The sequence below is a fragment of the Streptosporangium canum genome (assembly GCF_900113865.1).
Classification (GTDB): Bacteria; Actinomycetota; Actinomycetes; order Streptosporangiales; family Streptosporangiaceae; genus Streptosporangium; species Streptosporangium canum.
Map to the genome: position 1 here is coordinate 56,838 of NZ_FOQY01000021.1, position 19,779 is coordinate 76,616.

Consider the following 19,779-nt stretch of genomic DNA (forward strand, 5'->3'; position numbering starts at 1 on the left):
CTATGCGGGTGCGGGACAAGGTCGTCGTGGTGACCGGGGCCGCGAGCGGGATCGGGCGGGCGATGGCCCTGCGCTTCGCCGCCGAGGGTGCGGCCGGGGTGCTGGTCGCCGACCTCGACGAGGTGGGCGCGACGGAGGTGGCCAAGGAGATCGGCGACCGGGCGGTGGCCGTACGGGCCGACGTGTCCGTCGAGGACGACGTCCGCGGCCTGGTCACCACCGCGGAGAGCGCCTTCGGGCCGATCGGCCTGTTCTGCTCCAACGCCGGGATCATCACCGGTCACGGGCTGGACGCCACCGACATGGAGTGGACCAGGACCATCGCGGTCAACGTCCTGGCCCACGTCTACGCGGCGCGGGCCGTCGTGCCCGGTATGGTCGAGCGCGGCGAGGGCTACCTGCTCACCACCTGTTCGGCGGCCGGGCTGGTGAGCTGCCCCGGCGACGCCCCCTACGCGGTGACCAAGTCGGCCGCGATCTCCTTCGCCGAGTGGGTGGCCATCCACTACGCGACCAAGGGCGTGAAGGTCAGCGTGCTCTGCCCGCAGGGCGTGCGCACCGGGATGTTCGAGCGGGGGATCGCCGAGGACCATCTCACCGCCAGGGCGGTGGGCGCCTCCGGCGCCATCCTCGATCCCGCCGCGGTGGCCGGTGCGGTGGTCGAGGGCCTGGAGGCCGAACGGTTCCACATCTTCCCGCACCCCGAGGTCGCCGAGTTCGTCCGGCGCAAGGCCGACGACCCGGACCGCTGGCTGGCAGGGATGGCCCGTTTCGTCGACTCCCTGGAGGGATGATGACCGACGTCCGGCTGGCCCGGCAGTCCTGGCGCCGCCTGGAGCCCGTCCACGGAATGATCTATTTCGTGCCCGAGGCCGCCGAGCGCTACGCCGCGCTCGGCCTGGAGCCCCAGGCGGGTTACTTCGCCTCCCGCGGAGCGGCCTTCGGGACCGCCTCGCCCGAGCTGGTCATCGCGACCTTCTACAACTTCTGCCCCACCCTGGTACGGCGGGCGCTCCCGGCCGCCTGGGGCGTCGCGACCCCCGAGAAGGTGATCGAGGCCCGCCTCGACGCCGTCGGCGCGGCCCTGCGCCGGGCGGGCATCCACGAGATCCCGGTCCTCGCCGAGACGACGGCGCTGGCCAGACACGCCGCGGAGCAGGCCGTCGAGCACCTGCAGGGCCGCCCGCTGTTCGCCGCGCACGCCGCGCTGCCCTGGCCGGACGACCCGCTGCTGGAGCTCTGGCACGCCCAGACCCTGCTGCGCGAGTTCCGGGGTGACGGTCATGTCGCGGCCCTGACGGCCGAGGGGATCGGCGGCCTGGACGCGCTGATCCTGCACGGCGCGACCGGGCAGATGCCCACGGTCTTCCTGAAGGTCAGCCGGGGCTGGCCGGAGGAGGAGTGGGCGGCGGCCGAGGAGGCGCTGCGCGGACGCGGGCTGCTGGACGGCGACGAGCTCACCGAGGAGGGCGGCGCGCTGCGGCAGCGGATCGAGGACCGCACCGACGAGCTGGCCCTCCCCGCCTACGCCGCGCTCTCGGACGACGAGCTCGCCCGGCTGGCCGAGCTGGCCCGGGTCTTCGGCCGGGCCGTGGTCGACGCGGGCCTGCTCACGTTCTCCCTGTGAGGCCGCCCCCCGGCAACCGGCCCGGCGTGCTCGCTCCGGCACGGGAGCGGCACCCCGGCGGTTCCGCCGGTGGTCAGTCCTCGGCGGTCGGGTCGGCGACCTGGCCGACGAACAGCGGGGTCAGCGTCGGCCGGTGGACGATCGCGAAGGCGAACGGGTGGTCGGCGCGGATCTCGGCCTCGGGCGAGGGCATGGCCATCACGGGGAAGGCGAGGCCGGTGACGGCGGCGGCCTCGGTGCCCCACTCGTCCACGGTGATGGTGGCGCGGTGCGTCGCCTGGCCGAGGAACGCGCCGTCGGCGATGCCGGAGTAGTCGGAGCCGTCCAGACCGAGCTCCCGCAGCGGCTCCTGCAGGCTCAGAGCCGTGGAGAAGTCCCACCGGGGCATGACGACCGTGACCGGGGTCTCCCTGAGCCCGGCGGCCACCTCCGCCATCACGGCCGGGGCGAGCAGCCCGGCGGGGGGCCCGCCCGCTCGCGGCAGGAGGACCCACATGGCCAGGTCGCCCTTGGCGTAGCGGAGCTCGACGGCCTGCCAGTCCGCCCCGGAGGCGTAGCCGAAGGTCCCCGCCTGGCGCATCAGGGTCGTCCGCGCGGTCGTCCCGTCGGCGCGGGTGAAGGCGGCGTTCTCCTCCGGCGGGTCGGTGAACGCCGTCGCCCACTCGGCCTTGAGGTAGACGGCGTTGGCGATGACCAGCCGGGTCCCCGGGTCCAGCCGGTCGAACACCTTCTTGATCCGCCCGGCGGTCTGCCTGTCCGCCCACGCGTCGATGACTCCGGCGGCGTCCCCGGTGAAGTCCACCTGCCGTACGCCGGCGCCGTACTGCGCGGCGAGCGTGCGCAGGAACTCCGGCCTGACGCTCAGCCCCTCCTGGGTGAACAGACCGCTGGCCACGCCGACGATCGGCGCGGCCGGCTCGCTCTCCTGCGCGTCCCGTCTGACGTCCGGGGTGGGCGCGGGCGGCGGGCCGTCGAGCGTGACGATCTGCCGGGTGAGGGCGTTGAAGGAGGTGTGCGGCCCCTCGGCGGGGAAGCCGAAGACCTCGTCCAGCTCCGGTCCCGTCCCGCCGCCCGCGCCCGCCCTGGCCATGCCGTAGGCGTGGCCGATGCTCAGCGGGGACAGGACGGCGTTGGCGCCGGGCCTGGCGGTCGCCGCGAGCAGGGCGTGGCCGAACGCGGTCAGCCCGCGCACGGTCTCCTCGACCGGGGGCTCCGCCGGGGTCTCCCGCCCGACCCCCTCGGCGGTGATCACGCGGGCCTGCGGCGTACCGCAGGCGGCGAGGGCGGCGACGGCCAGCAGGGCGGTGAACAGACGGCGCATGCCCCTGACACGTATGCCGCCGCCGGGCGGTTCAACTCGGCGTTCCGTGGGAGGGCGGCTTCGGGGACGGTTTCAAGGGTGGGCCCAGGTCGGGGCGGGGTCAGGTCAGGGCGGCGGAGGCGCCCGCGCCGATCAGGGCGACGGCCCACACGAGGTCGAGGTTGAACCACGCCTTGCGGAGCACCGCGACCCCCAGTCGCTCGTAGACGATCACGGCCAGGGCGGTGATCGTCGCGAGCATGGAGAGCGTGTGGATCGCGGTCGCCAGCAGGCTCTGCGAGGCCAGCGAGGCGGCGCCGTGCCCGGCGTGCAGGGTGATCGGAAGCACCATCAGGCCGGCGCCGTGGGCGGTGGCCATCAGGAACGACCACCCGGCGAGCTGCCAGCGGGTCACCTTCATCCCGACCCAGCGGGGATGGCGCCGCCGTACCAGCCGCCAGACCCCGAACCCGCACACCAGGGCCGCCACGCCGTAGGAGATGAGCCTGGGCGGGGCGGCCAGGCGTGCCACGGACACCAGCGCGAGCGTGATCAGCACCGATCCCGCATGCCCGAGCACGATGGGCGGCAGTGCGCGCAGCACCGCCGCGCGCGAGCGTTCCTGCAGGCCGAGGGCTACCGCGAAGAGCCAGCCCATGGCCGGGTTCAGGCCGTGGAAGGCGCCGAGCCCGGCCAGGATCAGCACGGAGGTCAGATCCATCGGGCGCGCCCCGCCGTGGTCATGGACCGGGCCGTGATCACGGGAAGCAGTAGGAGTCGGACGAGGAGTCGCCGCCCTGCAGGCGGATCTGGTGGGCCCGGCGGCCGTCGGCGGCGAAGTCGACGAAGAAGCCGGGGTCGAGGGAGATCGAGCCGTCGTCGGCGATGTCCACCTTGGCCATCCAGCCGGAGATCCCGTCGGGGTAGAAGACGTCGTCCCAGGAACGGTAGAGCGAGTTGGTGAAGTAGACCCGCCGCCCGTCCCTGCTGGCCTCGACCATCTGGGGCCCGCCGTTCAGCGCCCGCTCCGGGGCGGCCGGGTGGGCGTCGCGCCGGGCGATGCCGCCGAGCCGGACCGAGCCGGTCTCCCGGGGGGCGAACGGGTCGGAGACGTCATAGGCCTTGAGCTCGCCCGTGCCCCAGCAGGAGACCAGCAGGGTCCGGTCGTCAAGGGTCAGCGAGATGTCGCTGACCAGCGGCGGAACCGCGCCGAACTGCTTGAGCGGCTCCGGCAGCAGGTCGGCCGGGGCCGGCTCGGCCGGGATGGTGATGGTCTTGAGGGCCTTCCAGACCCCGTCCTCCAGGTACCAGGTGAAGATGTTGGCCGACAGGTCCTCGACGTTGATCACGGTGTTGACGAAGCCGTAGGTCTTGGTCGGGTCGTGGGCGGGGCGCAGCTCCAGGGTCATCTGGTGCTGGTCGCCCAGGTCGATCTCCTGCAGGTGCCTGCGCTTGGTCAGGTCCCAGAGGTGCAGCTTGTGGCCGTACTCCCGGCCGACCAGCAACTCCAGCGAGGGCCCCGCCTCGATCTGGTTCGGCGTGCCCCACTCGCTTGTGATCATCGTGTCGTGGCCGAGGTGCCACCAGAAGTCGTAGTGCAGCTTCTGCGTCCCCCGGTCCGCCTCCCAGCGGCCCTTGGGCTCGAAGGTGTCGTGGTCGAGCGTGAACACCCCGCCCGGCGTGTCGCCGTCCACGTTGCCGAGCGCGCTGACGTAGATCGCGTCGGTGCCGCAGTGGACGGTGTGCGGGCGGCTGTAGCCGGTCTTCGCGAAGATCGTTTCTGGTTCGATCGTCTTGACGAGCCTGGGATGCCAGGGATCGTCCTTGACGTCGAAGATGTAGATCCTGCTGGACCGCAGGCCGGGCACGACCAGGTAACGCCGCTCGACGTGCGGGTGCGGGGCGTACGGGCACAGGGCCGCACTGCAGACGTTCCACCCGAAATGATGGAGTTCGTCACCCGGGACGGACATGTCGTGCACGTTGACGATCGACCCGTCGGACAGGTCGATCGTGGCGAGCCCGTCGGGGCGCCCATCGCCGGCGGTGTCGAGTAAGGCCACATAGGCGAGCTCTTCCCGGGGGGCCAGCATGGCCTCACGGGCGGACGGGTAGAAGGTGGGATCGGGCTGGACGAGTGCCATGGCGGGCTCCTGGGCCGAGATCAATATCCTACTAATGTTGTAGGAAAACTCTCCGCTGTCTAGGGGTCATTTTAGGTAACCGGCGCAGCCGGAGCGCGGGCGGGCACCCCCGCCGAGCCGTACGGCCCGGCGGGGGTCGCCGTCGGTGTCTTCTACAGCGCGCGGACCCTCCGGGCCGCGGCCACCATGTTCCGCAGGCTCGCCTCGGTCTCGGCGTAGCCCCGCGTCTTCAGCCCGCAGTCGGGATTGACCCAGAGCCGCTCCGGCTCGACCGCCCGGACCGCCAGCCGGAGCGCCCGCTCGATCTCGTCGGTCTCCGGCACCCGGGGGGAGTGGATGTCGTAGACGCCCGGCCCGATCCCGCGGGTGTACCCGGCGGCGCGCAGGTCCTCCAGCAGCTCCATCCCGGACCTGGCCGCCTCGACGCTGGTCACGTCCGCGTCCAGGTCGCCGATGGCGCCGATGATCTCGCCGAACTCCGAGTAGCACATGTGCGTGTGGATCTGCGTGGAGTCCGACACCCCCGAGGTCGCCAGCCGGAACGCGGCGACCGCCCACGCCAGGTAGGCGGCGTGCCCGGCCGCCCGGAGCGGCAGCAGCTCCCGCAGCGCGGGCTCGTCGACCTGGATGATCCGGATGCCCGCCGCCTCCAGGTCGCGGATCTCGTCCCGCAGCGCCAGCGCCACCTGCCGTGCGGTCTCGGACAGCGGCTGGTCCTCCCGGACGAACGACCAGGCCAGCATGGTCACCGGTCCGGTCAGCATGCCCTTGACCGGCCTGCCGGTCCGGGACTGGGCGTAGACGGCCCAGCCCACCGTCATCGGCTCCGGCCTGGCCACGTCCCCGAACAGGATGGGCGGCCGGACGCACCGGGTGCCGTACGACTGCACCCAGCCGTGCTCGGTGGCCGCGTAGCCGTCGAGCTGCTCGGCGAAGTACTGGACCATGTCGTTGCGCTCGGGCTCGCCGTGGACCAGCACGTCCAGCCCGATGTCCTCCTGCAGTGCGATCACCGAGTCGATCTCGGCCCGCATCGCCGCCTCGTATCCGGCCCGGTCGATCCGGCCCCCCCGGAGATCGGCGCGGGCCCGCCGTACCGCGTCCGTCTGCGGGAACGAGCCGATCGTGGTCGTGGGCAGCGGCGGCAGTCCCAGCGACGCGCGCTGGATCACCGCCCGCTCCGCGTGGGCGGCCCGTGCCGTCCCCTCGCCCAGCGCCGCCAGCCGGGCCCGCATCCGCCCGTCCACCGGAGCCCTCACCGGTACGGCGGGCACGACCGCGCCGGGTCCCTCCCGCATCGCGCGGCCGATCGCCACGACCTCCGCCACCTTCTGCCTGGCGAACGCCAGCCCCTCCGGCACCGCCGTCTCCCGCTCCACGTCGAGGGGGACGTGCATCAGCGAGCAGGAGGTGGAGATCACCACCTCCCCGGCCAGCCCGAGCAGCGCCGCGCAGGTGGACAGCGCGGCGGGCAGCTCGGTCCGCCAGACGTTACGGCCGTTCACCACCCCCGCCACCACGGACTTGGCCGCCATCCCGGGGGTGGAGGCCACCGCCGCCAGGTTGCCGGGACCGGCGACGAAGTCCAGGCCGACGGCCTCGACGCGGGTCGCGGCCAGCACGGGGAGCGCGGCGCCGATCTCGCCGAAGTAGGTGGCGACCAGCAGCCGCGGGCGGTGGCTGAGCCCGCCCAGGTGCTCATAGGCGCGGGCGAGCGCCTTCAGCTCCTCCGCCGACCGGTCCGCGGCCAGTGCCGGCTCGTCGAGCTGGACCTCGGTGACCCCGGCGGTGGCCAGCCGCTCCAGCAGCTCGGCGTAGACGTCGAGCAGGTCGTCCAGGAGCCGCAGCGGGGCGAAGGCGGGGTCGGCGGACTTGGCCAGCAGCAGGTAGGTGAGCGGGCCGACCAGCACCGGCCTGGTCTCGATCCCCAGCTCCCTGGCCTGGCCGTACTCCGCCAAAGGCTTGTCCCAGGTCAGCCGGAACCGCGTCTGCGGGCCCACCTCCGGCACGAGGTAGTGGTAGTTGGTGTCGAACCACTTGGTCATCTCCAGGGGGGCGATTCCCCGGGCGCCGCGTGCCATGGCGAAGTAGCGGTCGAGGCCGTCGAGATCGGCGAAGCGGGCGGGGACGGCGCCGATCATGACGCTGGTGTCGAGCATCTGGTCGTAGAAGGAGAAGGTGTTGGAGGGGATGTCGGTCAGTCCGGCGTCGCGCAGCTCGCTCCAGGTGCGTTCGCGCAGCTCGCGGCCAGCCTGTTCCAGCCCGGCGGCGTCGAGACGGCCCGCCCAGTAGGCTTCCACGGCCTTCTTCAGCTCCCGGTCGGGGCCGATCCTGGGGTAGCCGAGGACGGTGGTGCGTTGGTCTGTCATGGGTCCTTTTCCCTCGTGGAACCCGGCTTTCGCGGGCATGGCGAGGGGAGGTCCCCCCGGCCCTCCCGCGAGGCCATGGACTCACCGCGCGCCGGTCGGCGCGCGGGCGGTGGCAGGTATTCGGACTCGTGGGCGTCGTGCGCGTTCCTACTGGCCGTCGCTTCCCAGGTGATCGTTCACCCAGTGCTCGTGTGACGGCGGTCGTTCCCACTCACCGCTGCGGGGCAGTCCCGGAATCGCACCGGGTTCCCTGTTGCCTCGCCGCTCCGGTGAGGGAGCGGCGAACCAGCCGCACCGGCAGCATAACCCCCGTCGCTTCGGCGTGCGGAAGCCCTACGGCGAAGAAGCGAAGAGGGAGGTACGGCATGCGCCCGGTCTGTCCGAGGCGCTGGGCGATGGCGCTGCGCGGAGTCGGTCGCCGACCCGGAGGAGACGGGACCGGGGTTCTGCTTTATGAATCACCGATGTCCGAGTTCGGTCCGTGCCCATGGGCCTCGCTTGCGGCAGGACCGTATCCTGCACGAGGCCCGTGAGAGCGCCGATCCGCTACCGAGCAGCTCAGAACGAGGACGAGAACGCGCCTCACCTCCACGACGGGTGGCAGGGCGCGTCGCATGCCGAGGCCTCGTTTCTACGCCTCCTGCCGGGCTGCCGGGCGGTAGTCCAGGACGATGGCGCCGGAGCTGAAGGTGTGGGTGCCGGCGAGCTGCCAGGTCGTGGTGTCGATGCCGTCGGCGAAGAGACGCTTGCCCTTGCCGACGATGACCGGGTGGAGGAAGAGCTTGAGTTCGTCGATGAGGTCGTGCTCGATCAGGTAGTTGACCAGATCACCGCTGCCGTAGATCAGGATGTCCTTGCCGTCCTCGGCCTTCAACCTGGCGACTTCCTCGGAGACGTCACCTTCGATGACGGTGGCGTTCCACTGCGGGTCCTTGAGCGTGGTGGAGGCCACGTACTTCGGGATGCTGTTCATCTCTGCCGCCCCCTCCTCGCCCTCGGACTCCATCTGCGGCCGGGCCTGGGACATGCCGTCATAGGTGACGCGTCCGAGGAGCAGGGCGCGGCTCTGGGAAAACTGGCCGTTCTGGAACTTGCCGTGGTCGTCGTTCCAGAACGGCCCGGTCCAGGCGGGCGCCTCCACGACGCCGTCCATCGAGCTGTAAATGACTGCGACAACCTCGCTCATGTTCTGCTCCTCAAGAGTGACGGGTCTGTCCGGCTCGCTGTTTTGATGTGCCTTCAGCTTGGCGGAACCCATTTGCGGATTGCTTACGGCCTTCTTTAGGCGCCGGGTCTCTGGGCCACCGGCCTCGCCGTTACGACCGGGGAGATGCCAGGATGACCGGGGAGTCGGAGCAGCGGCTCAGCCGGGACCGATGGGCCGGGTAGGGCGGGATCCGGGCGCCGGCCGCCACGACAGGGTCTCGGTGATGATCCGCATGTACAGCGGGGTCGGCACGACCCAGGCGAGAGCGTCGCGGAGGAACGCGGTCACCGGACGGTGAGCCTGGGCGAGCCGCCCAGCCTGGGCGGAGACCCGGACGAGGCGCTGCGTGCGTGGGCGTCTTACCATGTCGTAGGCCTTGAGTGCCGCTCTCACGTCGGGTTCGCGATCCAGTGTCTCCGCGAGCGTCACCGCATCCTCCAGGGCCTGGCAGGCCCCCTGCGCGAGGTCGGGGGTGACCGCGTGTGCCGCGTCTCCCAGCAGCGCGACCGAGCCGGCGACATAGGTGGGCAGTGGCGTGGTCAGGCTGTAGATGTCGTGTCGCAGCAGGGATTCGGGCGGGGTCGAGGCCAGAAGGTGCGGAATCGGTTCGTGCCAGCCGCGGAAGCAGTCGGCCAGTTCCTCAAGTGTCGCCTCCGGCAGCGAGCCCTCGGGCAGGCCGAGAGTCGCGTACCAGTAGACCCTGCCATCGACCAGCGGCGCTATTCCGAAACGCCTGCCACGGCCCCAGCTCTCGGTCAGCGAACCAAGACGGAGGCCGGAGACCTTCTCCTCGGGTACGACGCCTCGCCACGTGATGTAGTTCGCATAGGCGGGAGCCGGGTGGCCGGGGAACAACTTCTCACGCGACCTGCTGTGGAGCCCGTCGGAGGCGACGACCAGATCGGCCGTCACCGTACGGGGTCCCTGGGGACCCGTGTAGCTCACCGTTCCTTCGGCCGCGTTCACGTCGGTGACGCGATGCCCCGTAGAGATCACATTCTCGGGAAGGGCCTTGGTGAGCATGGTGATGAGGTCGGTGCGATGCAGCGCGAATCCGGGAACGCCGAAGCGCCGCTTGAGTTCCTCGATGTGCGTCCGCATGAGCCAGTGGCCGGAACTCGTCCGCAACCCCGCTCCGCCCTGGATCACCCCCGTCGCGCGGAGTTCGCCTCCGAGCCCGAGCCAGTCGATCGCGCGCACCGCGTTGGGCGCGAGCGTGATACCCGCGCCCAGGGCTCGAATCTCCTGCGCCTGCTCGAAGAGCGCCACCTTCCAGCCCGTTCGGGTCAACGCCAGCGCGGTGGCGAGCCCGCCGACGCCTCCTCCGATGACGACGGCTGTGCGATCCATCAGCTCCCCTTCGATAACTCGAACACATGTGTACGGATTAATATAGTCCATGCCTGCGCCGAGTTCTCTCTGTCGGGGAAGAGGGCCACATGATCTCGGCGCGGTGATCACGAGGGACCCGCCCGGGCCTAGGCCTTCTTCGGTTCGCCGGTCGGGGTCGATTCCGGGGAGCAGAGGATGGCGGTGCGCCGGTCTGTCGTCGATCCTTCTGTCGCCTCCCGCCGATCCTGGCGTGTGGCCGAGCCTCCGGGCTCGGTGATGTTCCCCGGACCACTCGGCCATGCGTGCGGGCGCGGGGGCGTGATACCACGGTGTGATGAACGACGAACTCCACGCCAAGGCCGTTGACGCCTTCATCGAGGCTGCCAACACTTCTGATTCACAGCGGCGTGCGACCCTCCTAGGTCGCGCTCTCACCGACGACGTCGTTTTCTGGGGTCCATTGGGGCGCGGAACCGGTCTACGTCGCCACCGAACTCGACGGCGTCTCGGACAAGCGGGTCGCGGCCTACATCGCCAAATACGCGACCAAGGGCGCGGAGTCAGCCGGGACGGTGGACCGGCCTATCCGGCAGGTATGGGAGGTGGCACGCCTGGAGGTGACCGAGCATGCCCGCCGCATGATCTACGCCTGTTTCGGCCTCGGCGACCTTCCCGAGTACCGGGACGTTCCCCTGCGGCGGTGGGCTCACATGCTGGGTTACGGCGGCATTTCTCGACCAAGTCACGCCGTTACTCGGTGACCTTGGGCGCTCTGCGGCGGGTGCGGGCCGATCGCCGGGCCGAGGAGGTACGGCGTGCGCTGGGTCTGCCCGAGGGGCGGAGGAACGGGAGAAGGTCGTCGTCCAGCAGTGGCGCTACGGGGGAAGCGGTCACCGGCATGGCGAACTCTTCTGGGCCGAACTCACCCGGCAACGCATCGCTGCCGCTCGCCGGATCGCCCGGGAGCGTGAACAGCTTGGTCCCGGCTGACTGTGGGGCTCAACCATCTGCCGAGTGGTGTGGCCGGCGGAATGCCGTAGGCACCCGAAGGGCTCGCGGAGCGAGTTCGGCCGGCGACGCCACGGGGGAGAGTTCCTCCCCTTCGCCGGGCCGGACGGTGGCGGAGGGAAGGCGCGGAACCCGGTAACCGTCCCGGCTGGCCTGGTCTCGCTTGGCCTATTGTGAAGTGCGCGGGTTCGCAGCCCGTTCCTCTTCGGTGGTCGGGAACGAACCGACGCCTTGCGAGGTCACGACCCACCCTTCATCGCGAAGCACCTTCATGGCCTTGCGGACGGTCGGCCTGGAGACCTGGAATTCCTCCTCCATCGCGACTTCGGACAGCAGGGTCTCGGCGTCGTACTCGCCCGTGTCGATCCGCCTGCGGATCTCCTCGACGATCTGCGACCACTTGGGCTTACGCGGGTCGTACCTGAACATGATCTCAAGACTAGATATGCCCTGACCTGCAAAGATAGAAACAGACGTTAGATGACGTAAGTTAACGTGTGTTTACAGGTGCTCCTATGATGTCAGGCATGGCCGACTGGAGCATCCCTGAGTTCGACGTCACCCGGTGCCCTGACGGCACCTGGGAGGCGCGGTTCAAAGGAACATCAGCCGAAGCCCTTGCGGACGCGACTGCCGGCACCTTCCGGTACCTGGAACTGATCTGCTGCGCCAAGCGGATCGGCCGTTCCCTCCGCGAGGTCTGCGACCGTGACTTCTCGTCGGGGACTCGCCGTGATCACGGTTGATCGGTGCCTGAGCCCACACGTGGCGATGGCGCAACGCGACCATGTGCGCCTGGAGTGGCGAGAGCCGTACCGGACTCCCGAGCGGGTACGGCCGGTGGCATGGACCTGCCTGTGTAGAGCGACGGTCTACGAACTGTGCTCCGGCGGCGGTCAGGCGTTCATCCGCCGGACCGTCCAGCTCGACGGCAACGCCACGGTGCATGAGTCCCCGCGCTGGTCGGTCAACGAAGCTCGGACCGTCTGGACAGCCCTGCTGTCTGGAGGTGTCCGGTAGACGGGCGTGGCGACGTGAGTTTTGGAGGGACGGCGTCGCCACGCCTACCAGGGTGCCAGGGGTCAACCGGGTGACTCCTGGCCCATTCCTCCCCCGCCCCCGATAGCTGCCGATCTCGTGGCCCGACCGAGGTGTCAACTCCGTCTTCGCGTGTCCCCCAGCACGCTACGTGCACCGTTGATCCCACCCAACGTGCACAGACGGAGTTGACGCCGACCGAGGGACACGGACAATGAGGCAGCGGGGGCGGGGGAGTCGCGGACAGCAACTTGGCTCCCGATCAGACGCTTACCGGTGATCACGACGGGCAAGCCGTGCTGAGAGAGCCCTGATCGTTTACAGGTACTCGCCGGAGTTCGCTGGACGTGGGCGGACGGCGGGCGAGAACGGTCCCCAGGCCGCAGCGCAGCCCGCCGGGCCGCCAAGCGGCCGGGCGGGCTCCGGTAAGGAGACCACTTCATTACGAGTGCCTGCTTGCAAACGGGAGCCGGTCACGACGTCGTGGCCTTCTTGTCCTGCTCGAGAGGCAGATGCGGGCCGGTGGCGTGTGATCGTGTGAGGTGGCGTTGCTGTATGCCGACGCTGTACACGCCTCCAGGTAGTGTCCCGCCCCATCATCCGACGACCTTCTCTGTGTTTCTCTACCGCGCAGGGAGAAGTCAGTGAAGATCCGAGCTGGTTGAGGGCTCGGTGTGCGCATCGTCGGAGGAATCGGCAGAGGCGCGTGATTCCTCCTGCTCCAGGCGCCTGAAGAGATCCGGATGGGCATACTGAAGCAGAGCTCGCACTTGCCGTTCCAAGTCGGGAACGTTCACTGTGGCAGCGATGTGCACGATCTTCCAGTCGACGCTGAAGTATCGGTGGACCACGTTGTTGCGCAACCCTCTGATGAGCTTCCACGGGATCTCGGGGGTGGAAGCTCGGGTCTCGTCAGAGATCCCTCCGACAGCCTCACCGATGATGGAAAGCTGCCATATGACTGCGTCGCGGCGCATCGAGTCAGCAGCCCACACCTCAGGTGAGACGCCTTCGAGGTATGAGGCGATCTTCCTGGCGGCTTCCACGATGTCCACCAGATACAGGCCCTCACGCTGCATACAACACCCGGGCGTCGGTAAGAACCTGGTCGCGGATGACCCAGTGGAGACCTTCCTTGGAGACCACATCGACCTTACGGCCCAGCAGATCCTCCAGTTCCTCCTGGAACGCGAAGAACTCAAGCCCGATGTTGCTGTCGGGCTTCAGAACATAGAGGAGGTCGATGTCACTGCCGTCTCCGTCCTCGCCACGAGCAACCGAGCCGAAAACAGCCAACTCGGCAATCCCGTATCTCTCGCACAGCTTGACCAACTGCGCGTAGACGGTCGTGAAGTCAACGCTCATGACACCTCCTGGTTCCCAGGATGCCACCTCAACCGCGACGCCACACGATTCGGCCCTATCTTCCCCGAGGGACATATCGCGGTGATCATGACAGAGGTAGCCGACTGGTATGACGATCAGAGCCGAGCCCAGGTCAGGCGCGGCCGGTCCGGTAGTCGAAGTACACAGTGAGACTCGGCTGGTTGCCGTCTTCGGTGATCTCGTCGTGCATGATCACGTCGTAGATCTCGACGTTACCCAAGCTTTCGATGGTGTCGGCCACCCTGCGAAGAAGCGCGGGCACGTCTTCTTGTCCCAGCCCCTCCGGGTTGACCTGCACGAGTGCTTAGCACAGGCAACATCGCTTGCAAGATCATCCCGTACCTGTCCCGTAGTTGGCCGCCGGGCCAGTCCTTATGAGTGTGTCTCATATAGACGCCACGCTACTGGCCGGCCTCCACCTCACTACGCGGCATTGGATCGCGTAGCGACGTCGTAGGCGCCCTTGACCCACCAAGGTGCGGACAGCTGTACGACCCGCTACCAAGGTTGATGTCCTCGATAGCGGACCACGCCTCGACTATCTCCTACCCGCCGAAGCGGAGCACTTCATAGCCCTTTAAGAGGCCTCCCAAGCGACGTCTCAATCTGCTACCCGCACAAGTAGCTTGCCCAAGTTTGCGCCGCTGAACAGCTGGTGGAGAGCGTACGGGGCAGCTTCAATGCCGCCGTCGACGATTGTCTCGTCGTAGTGGAGCTTACCTTCGCCGAGCAGCCCGGCGAGGTATGTGATCGCTTCTTCGAAGCGGTGGGCCCAGTCAAGTACAAGGAAGCCCTTGATCGTCGCCCGCTGCATGATCAGCTGGACTATGTTGGTGAGACTTCCAGTGTGTTCGCCGCCCTTGTTATAGCTGTTGTACTCGGAAATCATGCCGCACAGGGAAACCCGGGCACCGATGTTGAGCCGCATCAAAATGTGATCCATGACCGGCCCGCCAACGTTCTCGAAATCGACATCGATCCCATCCGGTGTGGCGGCGTCGAGCTGTGCACGCCAGTCAGCGGCGTGGTGGTCGATGCAGGCGTCATAGCCGAGAACCTTGACGGCGTGTTGGCACTTGCTGGGACTGCCGGCAATGCCAATCACCCGTCCCGCCCCTTTCTGCCTTGCGATCTGACCGGCAATCGAGCCGACCGCACCGCAGGCGGCAGAGATGACGATTGTCTCTCCCTCTTTCAACTCGGCCAAGTCGATCCCGAGATAGGCCGAGATGCCGGTGTGGCCGAGGACGCCGAGAAAGGCTGACTCGGGTGCCGGCAGTGGGGTCGGCAGGACAGTAAGCGGCGCCTCCAGCTGTGAGTCGTCGGCAAGGACCAGTTCCTGCCAACCGGTGAAGCCGCTGACAGTGGCCCCGACCGGCATGTCTTCGCGCCTGGATGCAACTACTTCGCCGACGCCGAAGCCACGCATCACTGCGCCGATCGGGACTGGAGGTTCGTAGCTACGCATATCGCTCATCCAGACGCGGGAGGTTGGGTCGAGCGAGAGAAGCTTGGTGCGGACCAAGGCCTGACCGTCGGCCAGCTCCGGTAGCTGCTCTTCAACCAGTTCGAGGTCACCGTCGGTGAGTTGCCCAACGGGTCGGCGTCGTAGGCGGTAGGCCCGGTTGATGCGGTTGCCAGTCATACTAGACACCTACATTCTCGGCCGTCGGTGCGGCGTTGACGCCAGCCTTCGACGCGGTGGTTTCGGATATGTTCGCAGCGCCGCCGGTACCGAAAGCTTCCAGTTCGCTGAGTGCGAGGCAGATGATCGCCTGAGCAGCCTCCAGGTCCGGTACGTTCTCCAGCGGGCCATTCCGCAGCGCGGTCACCCGTTCGACGTCCAACACCTGCCGCACCAACGGCGCACCCGGAAAGCCTTGCCGCGCAGAGAGCAGAAAGTCGCTCGGCTTCATGGCGTCAGACTACGACGCCACCCGACATCTCCAAGGCGTTTTCGGTCACATCTCGTGGAGTGACATCGTCGCGGTGTCGGCGATCACGGCCTGGGGGGTCAAAGCGCGTGGGCGGTGCTGGTCGCGACCGGCCGAAGAGCCGCAGCGCGGCCGGCGACCGCCCGACGCGCACGGGACGCCGTAGGCGGGACGCGCCTTGACCTTGTAATGAAACTCCCCGCGGATCGGCTTTCCGGGCCGATCATGACGCTGGTGTCGAGCATCTGGTCGTAGAAGGAGAAGGTGTTGGAGGGGATGTCGGTCAGTCCGGCGTCCCAGCCGCACCGGCAGCATGACCCGCCCCCGGCGAGAGCTTCGGCCGGCGGCACCGGATCGGGCAGCCGACTCCGGGGGAATTACATGCGCTTCCACAGTCCGAAGAGGTGACTGCGGTATTCGGCCGCGATCGTCGCCCTCAGCGGAGGTTTTTGACCATCGTCTGCTGGTGAACCCCCCTGCCCTCGTACCGGAGGCCGGGCACCAGCGGCGTCGGGCCGTGCGTGGCGAACCCGGCGCGCTCGAAGAACCGCACCGCCCGGGTGTTCTCGGCCGGCGTCTGAAGGTGGCAGCCGGGGGAGCCGGCCGCCTTCAGCCGGTCGAGCCACAGCGCCATCAGGGCGTCGGCGGCGCCGGTCCCGCGCGCCTCGGGGGCCACGTTGATGTGCAGGTGCGACGGCCACCGCGCGTCGGTGAAGTCGCCTGCGGTGGGCCTGCGCCGTACTTTCGACACCGTCAGGTCGGCCAGGCTGCGCGCGAAGAAGGTCGCGGGACCGCGCCGGAAGAAGAGCCGGTACTTCCGGATGGCGTTCTCGATGCGCTCACCCTCGCTGGGGAAGGCCGCGCTGTCGAGGCAGCCTGCCAGGTAGCCGACCAGGGCGCCGTCGACCGAGGCGACGAACAGCGAGCTCGGCTCGAGGTCCATGTAGGGGTCGAGATAGATGGCCGCCTCGGACTCCTCGTGTCCCCACAGCGAGGCGGTGGGTGCGCCCTCACCGGCGCGGCTGAACAGCGCGCGCAATTGGGCGCGGTCGGTCTCGGCGAACATGCGGGCTTCCATACGCCCTCCCTTCTGCGTACAACATACACGTTTCTGCGTATGCCGTACGTTTTCAAGTGGCCGCAGGGGTGTTCACCGTGTCGCCCAGTCTCTGCGACACCTCCAAGAGGGAATTCGCCGGCCCTGGTCGCGGGCAGGCTGCGGGCCGGGGCCCGCTGTCACGCGCCGGCCGTGTCCGGCGTTCCTCCGCTGGTGGCCAGGCTGCTGGAGATCGCCGGCCTGGCCGCGCCCTTCGCGCCGCCGGGCCACATCAGCGGAGAGAGCGGATGTGTGCCTCGATGCCGTCCAGCGCGCGTTCCAGGCCGAAGACGAAGTGATCGTCGGGAGCTCCCGGGTCGGCGCCGAAGGCGCCCTCGTCGAGCGCGGCGCGTAGCCCGGGCAGGCGGCCTCCGCCGGTCACCCGCCGCAGGAACGGCTCGTACTCGCTCCAGCGCCGCAGGCTGCCGGGCTCGGTGTCGAGCGTGATCGCCGCGGTGATGCTCACGTGACTCCACACGTGCCCGCTGATCAGCAGTTGGGTGGCGAGCTTGGCGCTCACGGGCAGGCCGGTGTCCTGGAGGATCCGCAGGAACTGGTCGAGCCAGGCGAGCTGGTTGGGGGTGGCGGGCGGCCCCTTGGGCATCAGCAGGTGGACCGTCCAGGGGTGGGTCAGGATCGCCGCGCGCATCGAGGTGGCCCACGACTCCAGGCCGCGCCGCCAGCCGAGACCTTCGGGCAACGGCGGAGGTGGGCCGACAGCGGCGTCCAGCATCAGCGTGAGCAGCTCGTCCTTGGTGGCGAGGTAGCGGTAGAGCGCCATGGTCGAGCTGCCCAGCTCGTTGCCCACGCGGCTCATCGAGACCGCGTCGAGGCCGTCCTCGTCGGCGACCTTCACGGCCGCGGAGACGATGCGCTCCAGGGTCAGTCCGCGCTTCGGCCCTTTGTGGGGACGTTCGCGCAGGCCCCAGGCCGCCTCGATGCTCGCCGGGAACGCCTCGCCGCTCTCGCTGTCCATCCCGGCAGTCTAGCGTGTATGGTCTACGCAATACCGCGTATGTAATACGCAGAAGAGAGGCGGTCATGACGCATGCCATCGAGGCGAGAGGCCTCATGAAGTCGTACGGCGACGTCAGGGTGTTGCGGGGTGTCGACATCACCGTGAGCGGCGGGAGCGTCTTCGCGCTGCTCGGCCCCAATGGCGCGGGCAAGACGACCACGGTCAGGATCCTCGCCACCCTGCTGAAGGCCGACGCGGGCCGGGCGCGGGTGGTCGGCCACGACGTGGTCGCCGAGCGCTCGCGGGTACGCCGCAGCATCAGCCTGACCGGCCAGTACGCGGCCCTCGACGAGCAGCAGACCGGCATCGAGAACCTCCGCATGATGGCCCGGCTGTCCGGCCTGAACCGGGCCGGAGCGCGCAGCCGCACGGCCGAACTGCTCCAGCGCTTCGAGCTGACCGAGGCGGCCGGCCGACGCGTCTCGACGTACTCCGGTGGCATGCGGCGCCGCCTGGACATGGCGGCCTCGCTGGTCGCCGAGCCGTCGGTGCTCTTCCTGGACGAGCCCACGACCGGCCTCGACCCGCGCAGCCGCATGGACGTCTGGACGATCGTCACCGAGCTGGCCGGATCGGGCGTGACGGTCTTCCTCACCACGCAGTACCTGGAGGAAGCCGACCGGCTCGCCGATCGCATCGCCCTCATCGACGGCGGCCGGATCGTCGCCGAGGGCACCGCGGCCGAGCTCAAGCGGCAGGCCGCGGGGGAGCGGCTCGACCTCACGCTGGCCGATGCCCAGGCCTACGAGCAGGTCGCGGCCCGGCTCGGCCCGGGAATCGCCCGCCGAGACCCTTCCCGGCTGCTGCTCGGGGTGCCGACGACCGGGAAGGCGCACGACGTGCGCGCGCTGCTGGACGCCGTGGACCCCGAGAGCCGCCTGGTCGAGCGCTTCGCCGTGCACAGGGCCAGCCTCGACGACGTCTTCCTGGCCCTGACCGGCCACCCGAGTGCCAAGGAACCCGGCCATGTCTGACGCCCTGACGATGGCCGCCCGCTCCATCCGCCTGAGCGCGCGCAACATCGACGCGCTCATCACCGCGCTGGCCCTGCCGGTGATGCTGATGCTCTGCTTCGTCTACCTCTTCGGCGGAGCCATCGACACCGGCGGCGGCTATGTCCAGTACGTGGTGCCGGGCATCCTGGTCATCTGCGCGGGATTCGGTGCGGGAACCACCGCCATGAGCGTGTCGGGCGACATGAGCGGCGGCATCGTCGACCGCTTCCGCTCGCTGGACGTCGGCGGCACCGCGATCCTCGCCGGCCACGTCGCCGCCTCCATGGTCCGCAACCTGGCCGCGTCCACCATGGTCTTCGCCGTGGCCCTGGCCATCGGCTTCCGACCCGAGGCCACGGCCGGCGGCCGGCTCGCCGCCGTCGCGATCCTGCTGGCCTACATCCTGGCCATCTCGTGGATCGGCGCGGCGGTCGGCCTGCTGGCCAAGACGCCCGAGGCGGCCAGCGGCTTCGCCTTCTTCGTGTCCTTCCTGCCCTACCCCTCCAGCGCGTTCGTGCCCGTCGAGACCATGCCCGGCTGGCTGCACGGCTTCGCGCTGAACCAGCCGCTCACCCCGGTCATCGAGGCGCTGCGCGGGCTCCTGCTCGACCAGCCCGTCGGCGCCGCCCCGTGGCAGGCGCTCGCCTGGTGCGCGGGGATCGTGGTGGCCGGGATGGCGGTCTCGGCCGCTCTGTTCCGTCGCCGCGTCTCCTGACCGCTCAGGCGGACCGCTCGCGGCGATCGCGGGCCGGTCGCTCGCGCGGCACCAGCGTCGGGTCGACGTCGCCGAGCACGGTGGTGCCGTCGACCACCGGTGGGCCGGCGCCGCCTGACCGGGGCCGGGAGGGCCGGGGGCTCGGCCGGTCGCGTGGCCGCCGTCCCGGTCACCGGATCGGCCCCGGCCGCGCGGGCGGGCGCGGGAGCGTGGTACGACGGTGCGATGAACGACGAACTTCACGCCAAGGCCGTTGACACCTTCATCGAGGCCGCCAACACCGCCGACCCCGAACGGCGTGCCACCCTGCTGGGCCGCGCTCTCACCGACGACGTCGTTTTCTGGGGGCCCCTGGGGCGCGGCGTCGGACGTAAGGCCGTCGAGGACTTCATCACCGAGGTGGTCCAGCGCCATCCGTCCGGGTCCTGCCTCATGGTCCGGACCACCCGGGTGGACGCACCGGACGAGTGGGCCCGCTACGGCTGGCGTTACGAGAGCGCGGCCGGTGAGCCCCTGCTCTCCGGCATGGACATCGTCCATGTCGCCGCGGCCGGTGACATCGACGAGATCGTCGTCTTCGCCGGCCCGCTCACATGAGAGCCCGACCTTG

21 protein-coding genes, 1 pseudogene and 1 riboswitch are annotated in these 19,779 nt (G+C 69.4%); of the genes and pseudogenes, 8 read left to right on the forward strand and 14 right to left on the reverse strand.

Going from position 1 to position 19,779, the window contains the following annotated elements:
* The first annotated feature begins 2 nt into the window (after positions 1 to 2).
* Together BM085_RS26980 and BM085_RS26985 are read left to right on the forward strand one after the other, a co-directional pair.
* Complete coding sequence (locus BM085_RS26980; RefSeq protein WP_093889699.1) at positions 3 to 794, forward strand: SDR family oxidoreductase; 792 nt, start codon at positions 3 to 5, stop codon at positions 792 to 794.
* Positions 794 to 1,627, forward strand: a complete 834-nt coding sequence (locus BM085_RS26985) for an SCO6745 family protein (protein WP_093889700.1) — start codon at positions 794 to 796, stop codon at positions 1,625 to 1,627. The genes BM085_RS26980 and BM085_RS26985 overlap by 1 nt, the downstream gene beginning before the upstream one ends.
* Before the next feature lie 73 nt (positions 1,628 to 1,700).
* On the opposite strand, the gene BM085_RS26990 is transcribed toward BM085_RS26985, so the two are convergent.
* The 6 genes from BM085_RS26990 to BM085_RS27015 all read right to left on the reverse strand — a co-directional run bounded on the left by BM085_RS26990 (position 1,701) and on the right by BM085_RS27015 (position 9,997).
* On the reverse strand, positions 1,701 to 2,948 hold the full coding sequence (locus BM085_RS26990) for a serpin family protein (protein ID WP_093889701.1): 1,248 nt from the start codon (positions 2,946 to 2,948) through the stop codon (positions 1,701 to 1,703).
* Between the two features lie 100 nt (positions 2,949 to 3,048).
* Positions 3,049 to 3,648, reverse strand: coding sequence for a hypothetical protein (locus tag BM085_RS26995; RefSeq protein WP_093889702.1), 600 nt, complete (start codon positions 3,646 to 3,648; stop codon positions 3,049 to 3,051).
* 37 nt (positions 3,649 to 3,685) lie between these two features.
* Positions 3,686 to 5,071, reverse strand: coding sequence for a selenium-binding protein SBP56-related protein (locus BM085_RS27000; protein ID WP_093889703.1), 1,386 nt, complete (start codon positions 5,069 to 5,071; stop codon positions 3,686 to 3,688).
* 152 nt (positions 5,072 to 5,223) lie between these two features.
* The gene (metE, locus tag BM085_RS27005) at positions 5,224 to 7,440 is read right to left on the reverse strand and encodes a 5-methyltetrahydropteroyltriglutamate--homocysteine S-methyltransferase (protein WP_093889704.1); all 2,217 of its coding nucleotides are present in this window, start codon (positions 7,438 to 7,440) and stop codon (positions 5,224 to 5,226) included.
* Between the two features lie 94 nt (positions 7,441 to 7,534).
* A riboswitch (cobalamin riboswitch) is annotated at positions 7,535 to 7,746 on the reverse strand.
* Positions 7,747 to 8,071: 325 nt separating this feature from the next.
* Positions 8,072 to 8,626, reverse strand: a complete 555-nt coding sequence (locus BM085_RS27010) for a dihydrofolate reductase family protein (RefSeq protein ID WP_093889705.1) — start codon at positions 8,624 to 8,626, stop codon at positions 8,072 to 8,074.
* Positions 8,627 to 8,803: 177 nt separating this feature from the next.
* Positions 8,804 to 9,997: an FAD-dependent monooxygenase gene (locus BM085_RS27015; RefSeq protein ID WP_177245293.1), complete on the reverse strand. Its 1,194-nt coding sequence runs from the start codon at positions 9,995 to 9,997 to the stop codon at positions 8,804 to 8,806.
* Positions 9,998 to 10,464: 467 nt separating this feature from the next.
* Between BM085_RS27015 and BM085_RS47500 the strand changes: the two are divergent.
* A pseudogene (locus tag BM085_RS47500) lies at positions 10,465 to 10,740 on the forward strand (replication initiator); the annotation flags it as partial.
* Positions 10,741 to 11,155: 415 nt separating this feature from the next.
* Here BM085_RS47500 and BM085_RS27020 read toward each other — a convergent pair.
* Positions 11,156 to 11,416, reverse strand: coding sequence for a GntR family transcriptional regulator (locus BM085_RS27020; RefSeq protein ID WP_093889707.1), 261 nt, complete (start codon positions 11,414 to 11,416; stop codon positions 11,156 to 11,158).
* A 98-nt stretch (positions 11,417 to 11,514) separates the two neighbouring features.
* On the opposite strand from BM085_RS27020, the gene BM085_RS27025 reads away from it, so the two are divergent.
* Together BM085_RS27025 and BM085_RS43440 are read left to right on the forward strand one after the other, a co-directional pair.
* Complete coding sequence (locus BM085_RS27025) at positions 11,515 to 11,733, forward strand: hypothetical protein (protein WP_093889708.1); 219 nt, start codon at positions 11,515 to 11,517, stop codon at positions 11,731 to 11,733.
* A complete protein-coding gene (locus BM085_RS43440) occupies positions 11,720 to 12,007 on the forward strand; it encodes a hypothetical protein (RefSeq protein WP_143121088.1) in 288 nt (95 codons plus the stop codon). The genes BM085_RS27025 and BM085_RS43440 overlap by 14 nt, the downstream gene beginning before the upstream one ends.
* A 659-nt stretch (positions 12,008 to 12,666) precedes the next feature.
* Here the strand turns inward: BM085_RS43440 and BM085_RS27030 are convergent.
* From BM085_RS27030 to BM085_RS27060, 7 genes are all read right to left on the reverse strand, one after another.
* Positions 12,667 to 13,104 carry a HepT-like ribonuclease domain-containing protein gene (locus BM085_RS27030; protein WP_177245294.1) on the reverse strand — a complete coding sequence of 146 codons (438 nt, stop codon included), beginning with the start codon at positions 13,102 to 13,104 and terminating at the stop codon, positions 12,667 to 12,669.
* Positions 13,094 to 13,390, reverse strand: coding sequence for a nucleotidyltransferase family protein (locus BM085_RS27035; protein WP_093889710.1), 297 nt, complete (start codon positions 13,388 to 13,390; stop codon positions 13,094 to 13,096). The genes BM085_RS27030 and BM085_RS27035 overlap by 11 nt, the downstream gene beginning before the upstream one ends.
* A gap of 133 nt (positions 13,391 to 13,523) precedes the next feature.
* Complete coding sequence (locus tag BM085_RS27040; protein ID WP_218158839.1) at positions 13,524 to 13,673, reverse strand: hypothetical protein; 150 nt, start codon at positions 13,671 to 13,673, stop codon at positions 13,524 to 13,526.
* Between the two features lie 339 nt (positions 13,674 to 14,012).
* On the reverse strand, positions 14,013 to 15,056 hold the full coding sequence (locus BM085_RS27045; protein ID WP_093889712.1) for an NADP-dependent oxidoreductase: 1,044 nt from the start codon (positions 15,054 to 15,056) through the stop codon (positions 14,013 to 14,015).
* A gap of 1 nt (position 15,057) precedes the next feature.
* The gene (locus BM085_RS27050; RefSeq protein ID WP_093889713.1) at positions 15,058 to 15,327 is read right to left on the reverse strand and encodes a hypothetical protein; all 270 of its coding nucleotides are present in this window, start codon (positions 15,325 to 15,327) and stop codon (positions 15,058 to 15,060) included.
* A gap of 454 nt (positions 15,328 to 15,781) precedes the next feature.
* Positions 15,782 to 16,423, reverse strand: coding sequence for a GNAT family N-acetyltransferase (locus BM085_RS27055; RefSeq protein ID WP_093889714.1), 642 nt, complete (start codon positions 16,421 to 16,423; stop codon positions 15,782 to 15,784).
* A 250-nt stretch (positions 16,424 to 16,673) separates the two neighbouring features.
* Complete coding sequence (locus BM085_RS27060; protein WP_093889715.1) at positions 16,674 to 17,417, reverse strand: TetR/AcrR family transcriptional regulator; 744 nt, start codon at positions 17,415 to 17,417, stop codon at positions 16,674 to 16,676.
* Positions 17,418 to 17,482: 65 nt separating this feature from the next.
* Between BM085_RS27060 and BM085_RS27065 the strand changes: the two genes are divergently transcribed.
* The 3 genes from BM085_RS27065 to BM085_RS27075 all read left to right on the forward strand — a co-directional run bounded on the left by BM085_RS27065 (position 17,483) and on the right by BM085_RS27075 (position 19,766).
* Positions 17,483 to 18,433: an ATP-binding cassette domain-containing protein gene (locus BM085_RS27065; protein WP_093889716.1), complete on the forward strand. Its 951-nt coding sequence runs from the start codon at positions 17,483 to 17,485 to the stop codon at positions 18,431 to 18,433.
* Positions 18,426 to 19,169 carry an ABC transporter permease gene (locus tag BM085_RS27070; RefSeq protein ID WP_093889717.1) on the forward strand — a complete coding sequence of 248 codons (744 nt, stop codon included), beginning with the start codon at positions 18,426 to 18,428 and terminating at the stop codon, positions 19,167 to 19,169. Before BM085_RS27065 ends, BM085_RS27070 begins: the two co-directional genes overlap by 8 nt.
* A 225-nt stretch (positions 19,170 to 19,394) precedes the next feature.
* Positions 19,395 to 19,766, forward strand: a complete 372-nt coding sequence (locus BM085_RS27075; protein WP_093889765.1) for a nuclear transport factor 2 family protein — start codon at positions 19,395 to 19,397, stop codon at positions 19,764 to 19,766.
* Positions 19,767 to 19,779: the final 13 nt, after the last annotated feature.